Origin of the sequence: Candidatus Epulonipiscium viviparus (assembly GCF_030708075.1) — a bacterium.
GTDB classification, from domain to species: domain Bacteria; phylum Bacillota; class Clostridia; order Lachnospirales; family Cellulosilyticaceae; genus Epulonipiscioides; species Epulonipiscioides viviparus.
The window spans coordinates 2,124,367-2,137,127 of record NZ_CP117982.1 but is presented as its reverse complement, the minus strand read 5'-3'; the positions used below and the strand labels follow the sequence as shown (position 1 = coordinate 2,137,127).

Genomic DNA, 12,761 nt, shown 5'->3' with positions numbered 1-12,761 from the left:
ACGGAGGTTGCCATGAAAATTATAAATCTAGAAGTGTTTTATATTAAACCTAGGTGGATGCTAGTAAAAATTTCTACAGACGAAGGAATTGTTGGCTGGGGTGAGCCCACATTAGAAGGACGAGCTACAGTTGTTGGCGAAGCCATTCGAGTTTTCAAGGAGTATTTGCTAGGCGAAGATCCTATGAACATTGAGCATCTCTATAACGTTATGTATAGACGCGGCTTTTATCGAGGAGGTGCCGTGATATGCAGCGCCATTAGCGGAATCGAGCAAGCGCTCTGGGATATTAAGGGAAAGTTTTTGGGAGTGCCTGTATGGCAATTATTGGGTGGCAAATGTCGCGATAAAATCAGGATGTACGCTCACCTTCTGCCAAATATAGATCATCCTCAAAAAGATCAGATTGATCAGTGGGTCGCTCGACGCAAAGAGCAAGGTTTTAAATCTGTAAAGATGGGAATGTTTGTGCCTGTACGACATATCGATTCTATGAAAATGGTGAAAGATTACATTCGAACATTCTCGTACGTTCGTGAAGTTGCCGGAGATGATCTAGACATCGCGATCGACTTCCACGGCAGAATTTCTCCTGCTATGGCGCCAGTGTTATGCCGAGAACTCGAGCCGTTTCATCCTATGTTTATAGAAGAGCCGGTGCTTCCAGAAAATGTAGATGCGCTAGTTAAAGTTGCGGATAAGACGACAATTCCCATTGCTGCGGGAGAAAGAATTTTTACCACATTTGGATTTAGAGAGTTAATTGAAAAACAAGCGATAAATATTGTACAACCCGATCTATGTCATTGTGGCGGAATCCTTCAGACATTTAAAATTGCTGCGATGGCCGCGAATTACTATATAAACGTAGCACCGCATAATCCGTTGGGCCCTGTGGCATTAGCAGCCAGTTTGCAAATCGATACATGTATAGAAAATTTTACAGCGCAGGAGCACCCAACCTTGCCTGATAAATTGGATCTGGGAGTCGGACTATTTAAGGAGCCGTTTGAAATTAACGATGGATATATCGATGTTCCAACAAGACCTGGCCTGGGATTTGAAATCGATGAGCACCTGCTCCAAAACCATATTTATGATGGCAATTGGCGAAATCCAACCGTATGTTCACAAGATGATAATTCTTTGGGCGAATGGTAAGGCATTGACAAAACTGCAACTTTGAACTAGAATAAATTGTATTTTACACATTATGACGAGGGGGGAGGCGAATTACTATCGAACCAATAGGATTTTTGTTGTTCATAATAGGTCTGATGCTACTTTGCTGCGCTAAGCGAATTGTTATAGGCAAAGTTAAAATTGATGATAAAGATAGATCTGACTTTTTATTATTGGTTAGTGGAGCAATTTTGTCAGTTCGACTATCAGGATTTGTTATGGTGGCGATTGGATTTTTGTTCTTGCTTATATAAAATACTGGTACGGGTTATTCTCGTACCTAAGATAAATTTAGAAGGGAAATTATTATGCTAGAAAAAACGTATGACCCCTCTTTAGTAGAGGAAAGACTTTATAAAAAATGGGAGAATCTGGGATATTTTCATCAAGAAGTAGATAAATCGAAAAAGCCGTTTACAATTATGATGCCTCCACCAAATATTACAGGGCAGCTGCATATGGGGCATGCTCTAGATAACACTTTGCAAGATATTTTGACCAGATATAAGAGAATGCAAGGATATAATACGCTCTGGATGCCCGGAACTGACCATGCTAGTATTGCCACAGAAGTTAAAATCGTAAACAAACTCAAAGAAGAAGGCATCGACAAAAACGACCTCGGCCGCGATGAATTTCTAAAACGTGCTTGGCAATGGAAAGATGAATACGGCGGGCTGATCACGCAGCAGCTGCGAAAGCTGGGCTCTTCTTGTGATTGGGATAGAGAACGCTTTACAATGGATGCTGGGCTTTCTGCTGCAGTAGAGGCAGTGTTTATCAAATTATACGAAAAAGGCTACATCTATAAAGGCTCTCGAATCATAAACTGGTGCCCGGTATGCAAGACGAGTATTTCTGATGCGGAGGTTATTCACGAAGAAAGAGAGGGCAATTTCTATCACCTCAACTATAAAATCGTGGGCTCTGATGAAGTAATACGCTTCGCCACCACCAGACCCGAAACTTTGTTAGGCGATACAGCAATTGCCGTTAATCCAAATGACAAACGCTATGCGCATCTGGTTGGAAAAACCGTTTTGGTACCGTTTGTAAATCGTGAAATTCCAGTAATAGCCGACGAATACGTAGATATGGAGTTTGGAACTGGAGTTGTTAAGATCACTCCGTATCATGACCCTAATGACTTCGAAGTAGGTCAGCGCCATGGCTTAGCAGAAATATGCGTTATAAACGATGACGGGACTATGAATGAAAATGCTGCTCAATTTGTAGGAATGACATTGGCTCAGGCACGCACAGCAATACTCGATGCGCTACAGAAAATAGGGCAGCTAGACAAAATCGAACCACATGTTCATAACGTAGGCATCCACGACAGATGCAATTGCGTAATCGAACCCATGATAAAAGAGCAATGGTTTGTAAAAATGAAAGACATGGCAGAGCCCGCAATAGAGGCGCTAAAATCTGGAGAGCTCAATTTTGTTCCCGAGAGATTTGGCAAGACATATTTGCGATGGCTAGAAAATATTCGCGACTGGTGCATCTCCAGACAATTATGGTGGGGACATAGAATCCCGGCTTACTATTGCCAAAAATGTGGCGAGGTTATTGTCTCTAGCACAAAGCCTAGCCAATGCAAATGTGGACACACTGAATTTGTACAAGATAAAGACACACTCGACACCTGGTTTAGCTCTGCATTATGGCCATTTTCAACTTTAGGCTGGCCCGAAACAACTGCAGAACTTGCGCATTTCTATCCTACAAGCGTGTTGGTTACTGGATACGATATAATATTCTTCTGGGTAGTTAGAATGGTATTTTCTGGAATAGAACAAATGGGAGAAGTTCCGTTTAAAGACGTATTAATCCATGGGTTAATTCGTGATAGCGAAGGTCGCAAAATGAGCAAATCTCTTGGCAATGGAATTGATCCGCTAGATGTAATTAAACAATACGGCGCCGATGCATTAAGGCTAACGTTAGTAACAGGAAACGCACCTGGAAACGATATGAGATTCTACTTTGAGAGAGTGGAAGGCAACAGAAATTTCTTAAACAAACTTTGGAATGCTACAAGATTTATTCTCATGAATTGCGAAAATGAAGATATCGATCTCTGTACTATGCCCAAAAATCTTACTACCACAGACAAATGGATTTTATCCAAAGCAAATAATTTAACCACAATTGTGACCGAAAATTTGGATAAATACGAATTGGGAATGGCAGTTGGCAAAGTTTATGATTTTGCTTGGGAAGAGTTTTGCGATTGGTATATAGAAATGGTTAAACCGAGGCTATACGACAACGATGATCTCACAAGACCCGCAGCTTTGTATACGCTTAAAACTGTAATGATCGATATTCTCAAAATGTTGCACCCATTTATACCATTTGTGACAGAAGAAATATTTATGGGGCTTCAAAATACTGAGAATAGTATAATGATCTCTTCTTGGCCTACCTTTATTGCCAACCGTAGCTTTGTCGATGAAGAAAATGAAATCGAAACTATCAAGAATGCTGTTAGACAGGTGAGAAATTTACGTACAGAAATGAACGTTCCTCCGTCTAAAAAGGCAAAAATATATGTAGTTTCCGATGATGCGGCAGTTAGATCTATATTTACCAACGGAGCTATCGTGTTTAAAACATTGGCATTTGCCGCCGAAGTACTAGTAAAAGCGGACACTGCAAGTATCGAAAAAGATGCTGTTTCTGTGATAGTGCTTGGAGCGACGATATATATTCCGCTTAGCGAATTGGTAGATATAAGAAAAGAAATCGAGCGGCTAACTAAAGAGCAATATAAATATGAAAGCGAAATCGCTCGTGTTGATAAGAAGCTTGACAATGCCGGATTTATCAAGAAGGCACCCCCATCTCTTATAGAAGAGGAGAAGCTAAAAAAAGCCAAATATAAGCAATTGCTAGTAGAAGTTAGCGCTAGAATTGCCAAACTTGATATATAGAATAGAAAGGAAAAAGCGATGGCACGAATTTTAAATTTTGGTTCTCTTAATATTGATTATGTTTATTCTGTAGATGACTTTACTAAACCCGGAGAAACGATTAACTCAACTCAATTGGAAATATTTTGCGGTGGCAAAGGTTTGAATCAGTCTATTGCATTAAGTCGCGCAGGTGCCGATGTCTATCATGCGGGCATAATAGGTGCAAAGGGCGCTATACTACTAGATGCATTGACTGCAGCAAATGTAAACGTAGATTTAATTTCGCAACTTAATATTCCAGACGGACATGCTATAATTCAGCTTAATAAACAAGGTGAAAATTGTATAGTTGTACACGCAGGATCCAATAAATGTATTTCAAATTATAAAGTTGAAGATGTATTTCAGCATTTTGGACTCGGCGATATTTTGGTAATTCAAAATGAAATCAACAATCTTGCTTATATAATGCAATTGGCGCATCAGAAGAAAATGAAAATTGTATTTAATCCTTCACCTATTGATGATTCGATATGTCAGTTACCTCTTAAATATGTAGATTACTTGATTTTAAATCAACTAGAAGCGATGAAGATATTGTCCACCGAAGACGATTCAAATTTATTAAATAGACTATCAAACATGTTACCAAATGCACATATCGTGTTAACATTAGGTGCCCAGGGATCTAAATACAAATACCAGAATACTGAATATGAACAAGATATATTTGCAGTAGACGTTGTTGATACAACTGCCGCTGGAGATACATTTTTAGGATATTTTGTAGCATCTATAGCTAGAAAGGACAGTGCGCAAGCTGCTCTTGAAATTGCTGCCAAAGCCGCGTCAATTGCTATTACAACCAAGGGCGCTGCCCAATCCATTCCAACTCTAGATGCCATCTTCTAATATCAATCTTTAACAGCCTTTGTGAGTAATGGCGTTTGCTGGACATACCAAAAAGCAACTGCCACACTCATCGCAACGGCTGCCATCGATTTTATATTGTCTCTCATCTTGGTATATGGCATCGAAGCTACATTCTCTTTTACATTTGCCGCAGCTGATGCAACCGCTACCGATGCTCAGTCCTGCTTCTATAACATCGAATCCATTGTACGCAAATCGTGTTCTTAACACTTTATGATCCATTACAACTTTTTCAAAATCATAGTTGAAGATTTCTCCTCTAAATTTCATAATACAAAAGTTTACCATTGTCGGATATTTTTCGTGATCCGCGACACTAAACTCAAACATTTTGTTCTGCTGCGCTTTTACTTTTATCGCTTCTGCACTTACTTCTATTACATCGCCTGTCAATCTAGCAAAATATCCTGGATCAAATACTGGCGAACCGTCTTCTAACTCTTCAACTTTACTCTGTGCCGCAAGCCCGCAAATCGATAATTTTCCTGTGGCTTTTAATTGTTTATAAAATGGCTTTGTATACATCGTCATAAAATAGATTCCTTGCTCATCGTATCCTCTAAGATGCGCAATTCTTGTTTCTGGATAGCCGTCTTCGTCCACCGTTGCAAATGTTAGACACCCTATCTTGTCAAATTTTTCATATATCTCTTGCAATCTCATAATCCATTCTCCTTATTATCAGTATATTTTCAGAAATTCCCTCAATTCTAGCGTAGTCGGCGCATCCAAACAAGCCCTGTGCCCTTGCTCAATTATTTTTCCATTTTTTAGAAATATAAAGTAATCTGCAAAGTCTTTAAGAAACTCCATTTCATGCGTTACAAATATAAAATGACGTCCATCTTTCTTGAGTTCTGTAATGGCCTTTAACACTTCGTTGGTCATAAGCGGATCTAGCGCCGCTGTAGGCTCATCCAAAAATATAAGTGAAGGATTTGTTGATAACGCTCTCGCTATCGATGCTCTTTGTGCTTGCCCACCAGAAATTTCGCTAGGTTTTTTTTTGGCTTCATTAGTGATTTTCAATTGCTTTAATAACGATGCAATCTTAACATCTGCACTCTTCTTATCCATCTTCTGAATCTTATGAAGTATAAGCGCAATATTATCATGGACCGACAAATGCGGAAACAGATTATGCTTCTGAAAGACCACTCCTATTTTTTGTTGAAACTCCATTTTCTGGCTAATAGGCGATACGTTGTTGATCATTATACTACCTTTTTCTGGCTCTTCAATTCCGCTCAATAGTCGCAGTAATGTGGATTTGCCGCAACCAGATTCTCCAATTATTCCTATCGAGTTTATTTCAGAAATATCTAGATTTATATCATCAAGTATAGTATTTACACCATAAACCTTTGTTAAGTTATTAATCTTTATGTTCATTGCGACACCTTCCTTGCTATAATTTTTGCAATCAGTGATAGCGGTATCGTCACTATTAGATACAGCAGCCACATAACATAGTACCCTTCAATAAACGCATAGTTTCTGCTTGATATTACTGTCGTCATATATGTAATCTCTGGAATAGAAATAATATTAAGCAATGCCGAACCTTTTATTACACTAGACAAATTGTTAATTAATGACGGTATAAACGGACGGATCATTTGCGGAATAATTACATATCGATATCTATCGTACCACTTAAAATTATATAAATCCATCACAATATATTGCTCATCTGTCACCACCGCCGCCGTGCTTTCATATGCATTAGCCACATACGGGCTGTTATACAGTATCATTGCAATTACACCCAATAGCAGTTTGTTGTCACTACCTACCAATTGCCCAAACGGATACACCACCAAAAATATCATCACCAGCAATGGGGTTCCCATTATTATCTCGCTAAAAACTTCTGCTATTGCTTTTACATACGTAATTTTTGATCGCATCATAGCAAATAACACAAAGCCCAATATAAGAGCTCCAGCCAACGTAACAAGACTCAATAAAATTGTATTAAAAAACGCTTCTGTCAACAATTTGTGGTTGGTTAAAATCAATTCATATTTCGGATTGGCAATCGTAAACCTTATTGCCAAAAATATTATAGTTACAAAAGAGAATATCACCACTCCATATTGCAATCGTATTTTTTTTTTATTCATATATTCTCCTATCTATTTATCAATCTATAAAATAATCTTGACATTTTTAATTCAGTGCTATAAAATTAACTAGATTTTAAACTTTGAAAAGGGGTTGAAAAACTATGGTTAATTGGTCAGAAAGTTATAACGTTGACATTATTGCAATAGATAATCAACATAAGATACTATTTGATATTGCTCGCGATTCTGCAGCATTACTAAATCAAAATATGGATGATAAACATGATCAAATTCTTACAGTATTAACTAAGTTAAAAAATTATACATTATTTCACTTTCAAACCGAAGAAAAATTAATGATGCAAGCTAACTATTCTAAATTGCTTTCTCACAAAGTTTTGCATGATGAATTTATTGAATCAATCGAAGGTATACTTCACAAATTAGACATCCAACAAGATGATGACGTAATTCGTGAAATTTTAGTATTTTTAATTGATTGGCTCACAAACCATATACTAAAAGTAGATAAATATATGGCCAAAGAAATTACCAAATCACATTAAAATTTATAGCCTTATTTTACAGGATTTACAATAAAGTCAAGTCCAAGCTCAGGATTTTTCAGAAACTCAGCAACGATTGGGTCATACTTAGGCGCTAATTGATCGTATAATCCATCTTCTTCGTACATAGATGCAATAAATTTATTTGCAAGATCTAGCATTTCGGTATCTCCCAATCGTACCGCAAAGTTTGAAGCATCTTGATTTTTGATGCCCGAATAGACCACTGTATTTTCTGGATCTGCAGCTTGGAATGAGAACACCTCGTTAGATGCGATTAAAATATCGCTTTGACCGTTTGATACTTCTATTAACCCTGGTCCAATTTCTGTCACTTCTGTTACCGCGACACCCTTACCTTGAGGGTAATATACTCCTTTCGTTCCTGCCAAACCTATAAACTTTGCCCCTTCTATAGAAAAAAACTCGTCTTCTGGCATATCATTAGTTATCTCATTCTCTTGCGCAAAATCTTTATTCACTAATGCTAGCGTATATGTATATCTATACGGATCGGAAAAATCTGCCTTCTGCGCACGCTCGTCAGTTTTGCCCATATCTGCAATCAAAATGTCTACGTCTCCTGTTTCTAATGCAGGCAATAGCAAGCCAAAGTCTGTGTTCACTATTTCTACTTCTTTGCCAATAAACTCTCCAAATGCCTCTGCCACATCGATCTCAAACCCAGCAGGATCTCCGTTGTCATCTACATACGAAAATGGTGGAAACTTTAAGTCTACTCCAACTCTTAGGATATCATCAGACTCTTCTACTCCTCCGCATGCTGTTAGCCCAGCAACTAAAATTCCTCCAAATAATACACGTGTTATAAATTTTTTCATATTTATCTCCTTTATATATAATTTTGATTGCTTAATCCTAAATATGTATATCATAATATTATGAATCATATTACTTGTAAAGTAGGCACAAACTATATACTAAGTAACCTAAAAGTAACTTTAAAAAATATTATTCTATTGGATCTACAATAAAATTTAGCCCCAGCTCAGGATTTAGCAAAAATTCAGCAATAATCGGGTCATACTTTGGCGCTAACTGATCGTACAATCCGCCTTCCTCATACATAGATGCAATAAATTCATTTGCCTGATCTAGCAGTTGCTTATCACCTAATCGTACCACAAAGCTTGAACCCTCTTGATAGTTAGATCCTGTATAGACAACTCTATTTTCCGGATCTGCAGCTTGAAATGCAAATGCCTCATTCGAAGTTAATAGCACATCACTTTGCCCATTCGATATTTCTATTAAAGCTATTCCAATTTCAGTTACCTCCGTTACATCTGCCCCCATACTTTGTGGATAGGATACGCCCTTTGTACCTGCCAAGCCCACAAACTTTGCGCCCTCTATGGCAAAGATTTCAGACTCTGGTGTAGAATTAGTTATTCCATGCTCTTGTGCAAAGTCTTTATTGATCACGCCTAATCTATATGTATATCTATATGGATCAGAAAAATCTGCCTTCTTTGCGCGCTCCTCGCTTTTGCCCATATCTGCGATCAAAATATCTACATCTCCTGTTTCTAACGCAGGCAATAGTAAGCTAAAATCTGTATTTACGATCTCGACGTCTTTTTCGATAAATTCTCCAAACGCTTCTGCAACATCAATCTCAAACCCTGCAGGATTTCCGTCTGCGTCTAAATAGGAAAATGGTGGAAATTTCAAGTCCACTCCCACTCTTAAGACATTCTCATCTGCAGCCTCTCCCGAACATGCTGTAAACCCAACAATTAAAATTCCTCCTAAAAATATACGTGCAATAATTTTTTTCATACTTATCTCCTCCATATAAAATTATTCGAATGTTGACAGATTTAATTCAGTTATATATAATAATCTGGATTTAGTTGCTTGTAAAGTAGGCACAAGCTCTATACTAAGTAACTAAACAGTAACTATTAGGAGGCAATTTATGATTTATCGAAATTTTAATGACGGTGATAGAGACCATTCATTATTAGGCTTTGGAATTATGCGAATGCCCACAAAAAAAGTGGGTGAAGACGAGGTTATAGACTATGAACTTAGTCAAAAAATGGTTGATACTGCTTATGAGAATGGCATAAATTATTTTGACACTGCTTATGTTTATCATGGCGGAAAATCCGAAGTATTTTTGGGGGAAGCCCTCAAAAAGTATCCTCGCGAGAGCTATTTTTTGGCAACGAAACTGCCGCTGTGGCAAGCCGAAACAGTAGAAGATTGCGAGAAAATTTTTAACGAACATTTAGAAAGGCTTCAAACAGACTATATCGATTACTATTTATTTCATGCTGTTGAAAAAAACAAAGTTGAAAAAATCAAAAATTTAAAATTACTAGATTGGGTAGATCAAAAAAAGTCAGAGGGCAAAATCAGACACGTATGCTTTTCATTTCATGGGGATACCGATTGTCTACAAGAAATGCTAGGTCTCTACGATTTCGCATTCTGCCAACTTCAAATCAACTATGCTGACTGGAACAAATTCAATGCTAAGAAATTCTATGATATAGCAACCAAAGCCAATACTCCAATAGTTGTTATGGAACCTGTGCGCGGCGGTATGTTAGCGAATCCGGCACCAGAAGTTCAAGAGATTTTACACGCCAAAGATCCTAATTTATCCAATGCAAATTGGGCCTTTAGATTCGTTGCCAATCTCCCTAATGTTAAGTTAATCTTGAGCGGAATGTCCACAATGGAACAACTCGAAGATAATCTAAAAACTTTTGCAACCGAAGACTCCGCATCGCTATCAACTTCCGATCAAAACACTCTGGACAGAGCAATAGACATACTAGATAACTTGAAAAGTATTCCATGTACTGCTTGTCAATATTGCCTACCTTGCCCAGTGGGTGTACAGATTCCTACTTGCTTTGAAAAATATAACACAGCCAAGATTTTCGGACGTGCCAATTATAAAGCAATTTCAGAAGAGGGGCGCGCTGATAACTGCATCCAATGCCAACAATGCGTATCCTTGTGTCCGCAGCAAATTGATATTCCTGAAAGACTTGTCGAAGTTGCAGAACAATTCAAAGACCAGTAACAAACAAAAGCTCCCTCTTACAACTTGGGGAGCTCATACATACTTTATTTAATATTATTTACCGCACCCATAAACAATGGCAAATTAGTTTGTTCATCCATAATCATAAAGAAGAATGGCCTATCTAGATACACTTCTTTAATTTCTACAGGCATCGACATCGCGTTCATTATCATTACAACTGTGGCCGCACTAGCAACTGTGCCGTTCTCATCCACATCAATAGTTGTATTATGCAACACATCTCCTATATACAATTTGCCCACATCCGACGTCCCCATCAAACTAAAGTCCGCATAGTCTCGATCAAAGGCTAACGGCATTCCCAACGACATCAATATATCTCGCAGTTCCACATCATAATCGAAGGCAAATTTTGGCATTTTTGTATTGACAGATGTGCGCACCGGATTCTTCACAGCTTCAAGCACTGCAGGCATATCCATACTTGCAATAAACCCATCTAAGCTCTCGTTTGGAAGCAATGCGACAAATGAATATTTAAAGTCTTCGTAATATTTTTTAAATCCAATAGCATTATCTAATTTTATATAAAAGTTTTCGCTACTAGACATAAACTCTACATTTTGAACTTCTCCTGCAGAAGTGGTAAACGTGTCCTCCGCAATAGAATATTCCGAATATGGCTCTCTCCATTTACCTTCAAACGCCAACGCATTGACCAAGCACATCACAGTATCTGGCTCAAACGGCTTCTTAATCATATTTTCAATAAGCCCCATCGTGTGTTCCGCAATCCAATCATTTACTAGCAAATAAGTGGACTTTAAGAAAGGTAGCTGATAAACTCCCGCCGAATAAATGGTTTCGCTAGTTTTTAAAAATGAATCTTCTATATGCACATGCTCCGCATCATTAAACCATATTGAGTTTGCAATGCTAAGCGTCTCTTGCAATGTTGCTCCATAGTCTTGCAAGAACTCATTTAAGGTTTCAACATCAGTTCCCATTACAGTTTCCATTTGAGTTCGCGTATCTGCGGCAGCTCCGTTGGCTGTCATACCCAAGGCATATGCTATCGACAATGGTGATATGGATAAATTTTCGTTATCATCAACCGTTTTGAGAATGCTGGCGCCTAGGTTTGCTATTGCTGCTGTACTCTGAGCCGCGATTTCACTTTTGGTCATCTTTTCTGATTCTGGCATAGTGTTTTCCTCTTCTACTTGAATCTCGATTTTGATAATCTCTTCTTTTTCAGTATTTTCAGCATATACCGAAGGTGCTAGCATAGCTAAAACTCCCCATAATACAATTGCTTTTTTCATAAAATTCACTCCTCTAAGATATAATACAACTTTAGACGCGTATTCTGCAGTATTGTTCCCAAATACTTAACTTGCCCACTTATATCCGCCTTCAACAATTTTAATGCGATCGGCCTCGCCCAATTTGCTTCGCAGCTTTGCGATATTATTGGCTAAAAGTTTATTGCTCACTTGCGCTGCCCCCCACACTGTCCTTTCGATCACATCCCGCGCGACATCCTCTCCTTTGTGTTCTAATAATAACCTCAACATCTTATGTTCTACTATTGTCAAAACCAACCGCTTGTTATCCAGGTAAAAATTTTTCTTTGCAAAGTCATATCGAAACTTCTTCTTTGCCACTTTTTTTAGCTCGCTATTTACCACGGCCCGTAGCAGATCTACCTTAAATGGCTTTACTATATAGTCATCTGCTCCACGCTCTAATGCCGAAATTTCGTCATACTCCGCATTATCTTCGGCCAATATAATAACATTAATAGTGCTATTCTTTTTGACTTCCTTCAAAAAATTTATCCCCATTTTATTTGCAAAGCCCAGCAACAATACGTGTATATCTACATTTTTCAAAATTTCTCTTGCTTCTGCTACTGTTACGGCTTGATGGACCCCGCTTCCAGCTAACGCCACAACAATTTCCTCGCTCAATAATGTGTCGTATTCTACTATTAAAATTTTCCCCATAGTTTCCTCCACAAAAAAAGTGGAAAGCGATCACTCTCCACCTGGTGCTT

The 12,761-nt window shown here is 38.1% G+C and carries 12 protein-coding genes; 5 read left to right on the top strand and 7 right to left on the bottom strand.

The window, feature by feature from the left end:
- Window positions 1-12: 12 nt before the first annotated feature.
- The 3 genes from dgoD (at window position 13) to PCY70_RS08925 (ending at window position 5,018) form a co-directional block, all read left to right on the top strand.
- The gene (gene dgoD / locus PCY70_RS08935) at window positions 13-1,161 is read left to right on the top strand and encodes a galactonate dehydratase (RefSeq protein WP_305767079.1); all 1,149 of its coding nucleotides are present in this window, start codon (window positions 13-15) and stop codon (window positions 1,159-1,161) included.
- A gap of 329 nt (window positions 1,162-1,490) precedes the next feature.
- On the top strand, window positions 1,491-4,124 hold the full coding sequence (locus PCY70_RS08930; protein ID WP_305767078.1) for a valine--tRNA ligase: 2,634 nt from the start codon (window positions 1,491-1,493) through the stop codon (window positions 4,122-4,124).
- 18 nt (window positions 4,125-4,142) lie between these two features.
- Window positions 4,143-5,018: a ribokinase gene (locus PCY70_RS08925; RefSeq protein ID WP_305767077.1), complete on the top strand. Its 876-nt coding sequence runs from the start codon at window positions 4,143-4,145 to the stop codon at window positions 5,016-5,018.
- Window positions 5,019-5,027: 9 nt separating this feature from the next.
- On the opposite strand, the gene PCY70_RS08920 is transcribed toward PCY70_RS08925, so the two are convergent.
- Genes PCY70_RS08920 through PCY70_RS08910 form a run of 3 tightly spaced genes read right to left on the bottom strand, consistent with a single transcriptional unit; the run spans window position 5,028 to window position 7,165 of the window.
- Window positions 5,028-5,702 carry a 4Fe-4S binding protein gene (locus tag PCY70_RS08920; protein WP_010166621.1) on the bottom strand — a complete coding sequence of 225 codons (675 nt, stop codon included), beginning with the start codon at window positions 5,700-5,702 and terminating at the stop codon, window positions 5,028-5,030.
- An 18-nt stretch (window positions 5,703-5,720) separates the two neighbouring features.
- Entirely contained in the window at window positions 5,721-6,431 is a 711-nt protein-coding gene (locus PCY70_RS08915) for an amino acid ABC transporter ATP-binding protein (RefSeq protein WP_010166618.1), read from the bottom strand.
- The gene (locus tag PCY70_RS08910; protein ID WP_305767076.1) at window positions 6,428-7,165 is read right to left on the bottom strand and encodes an ABC transporter permease subunit; all 738 of its coding nucleotides are present in this window, start codon (window positions 7,163-7,165) and stop codon (window positions 6,428-6,430) included. Before PCY70_RS08910 ends, PCY70_RS08915 begins: the two co-directional genes overlap by 4 nt.
- 104 nt (window positions 7,166-7,269) lie before the next feature.
- On the opposite strand from PCY70_RS08910, the gene PCY70_RS08905 reads away from it, so the two are divergent.
- Window positions 7,270-7,674, top strand: a complete 405-nt coding sequence (locus PCY70_RS08905; RefSeq protein ID WP_305767075.1) for a bacteriohemerythrin — start codon at window positions 7,270-7,272, stop codon at window positions 7,672-7,674.
- 11 nt (window positions 7,675-7,685) lie between these two features.
- On the opposite strand, the gene PCY70_RS08900 is transcribed toward PCY70_RS08905, so the two are convergent.
- Both PCY70_RS08900 and PCY70_RS08895 read right to left on the bottom strand, forming a co-directional pair.
- Window positions 7,686-8,516: an ABC transporter substrate-binding protein gene (locus PCY70_RS08900; protein WP_305767074.1), complete on the bottom strand. Its 831-nt coding sequence runs from the start codon at window positions 8,514-8,516 to the stop codon at window positions 7,686-7,688.
- Window positions 8,517-8,646: 130 nt separating this feature from the next.
- Window positions 8,647-9,477, bottom strand: a complete 831-nt coding sequence (locus tag PCY70_RS08895; RefSeq protein WP_305767073.1) for an ABC transporter substrate-binding protein — start codon at window positions 9,475-9,477, stop codon at window positions 8,647-8,649.
- 139 nt (window positions 9,478-9,616) lie between these two features.
- On the opposite strand from PCY70_RS08895, the gene PCY70_RS08890 reads away from it, so the two are divergent.
- Entirely contained in the window at window positions 9,617-10,738 is a 1,122-nt protein-coding gene (locus PCY70_RS08890; protein ID WP_305767072.1) for an aldo/keto reductase, read from the top strand.
- Window positions 10,739-10,782: 44 nt separating this feature from the next.
- On the opposite strand, the gene PCY70_RS08885 is transcribed toward PCY70_RS08890, so the two are convergent.
- Both PCY70_RS08885 and PCY70_RS08880 read right to left on the bottom strand, forming a co-directional pair.
- Window positions 10,783-12,027: a serpin family protein gene (locus PCY70_RS08885; RefSeq protein ID WP_305767071.1), complete on the bottom strand. Its 1,245-nt coding sequence runs from the start codon at window positions 12,025-12,027 to the stop codon at window positions 10,783-10,785.
- 66 nt (window positions 12,028-12,093) lie between these two features.
- Window positions 12,094-12,711 (bottom strand): response regulator transcription factor, encoded by a 618-nt coding sequence (locus PCY70_RS08880; protein WP_029487893.1) that lies wholly within the window; start codon window positions 12,709-12,711, stop codon window positions 12,094-12,096.
- Window positions 12,712-12,761: the final 50 nt, after the last annotated feature.

Bases quoted from the DNA above. Each gene is read 5' to 3' on its own strand.
- dgoD (WP_305767079.1), top strand. From the start codon at position 13: ATGAAAATTATAAATCTAGAAGTGTTTTATATTAAACCTAGGTGGATG.
- PCY70_RS08930 (WP_305767078.1), top strand. From the start codon at position 1,491: ATGCTAGAAAAAACGTATGACCCCTCTTTAGTAGAGGAAAGACTTTAT.
- PCY70_RS08925 (WP_305767077.1), top strand. From the start codon at position 4,143: ATGGCACGAATTTTAAATTTTGGTTCTCTTAATATTGATTATGTTTAT.
- PCY70_RS08920 (WP_010166621.1), bottom strand. From the start codon at position 5,702: ATGAGATTGCAAGAGATATATGAAAAATTTGACAAGATAGGGTGTCTA.
- PCY70_RS08915 (WP_010166618.1), bottom strand. From the start codon at position 6,431: ATGAACATAAAGATTAATAACTTAACAAAGGTTTATGGTGTAAATACT.
- PCY70_RS08910 (WP_305767076.1), bottom strand. From the start codon at position 7,165: ATGAATAAAAAAAAAATACGATTGCAATATGGAGTGGTGATATTCTCT.
- PCY70_RS08905 (WP_305767075.1), top strand. From the start codon at position 7,270: ATGGTTAATTGGTCAGAAAGTTATAACGTTGACATTATTGCAATAGAT.
- PCY70_RS08900 (WP_305767074.1), bottom strand. From the start codon at position 8,516: ATGAAAAAATTTATAACACGTGTATTATTTGGAGGAATTTTAGTTGCT.
- PCY70_RS08895 (WP_305767073.1), bottom strand. From the start codon at position 9,477: ATGAAAAAAATTATTGCACGTATATTTTTAGGAGGAATTTTAATTGTT.
- PCY70_RS08890 (WP_305767072.1), top strand. From the start codon at position 9,617: ATGATTTATCGAAATTTTAATGACGGTGATAGAGACCATTCATTATTA.
- PCY70_RS08885 (WP_305767071.1), bottom strand. From the start codon at position 12,027: ATGAAAAAAGCAATTGTATTATGGGGAGTTTTAGCTATGCTAGCACCT.
- PCY70_RS08880 (WP_029487893.1), bottom strand. From the start codon at position 12,711: ATGGGGAAAATTTTAATAGTAGAATACGACACATTATTGAGCGAGGAA.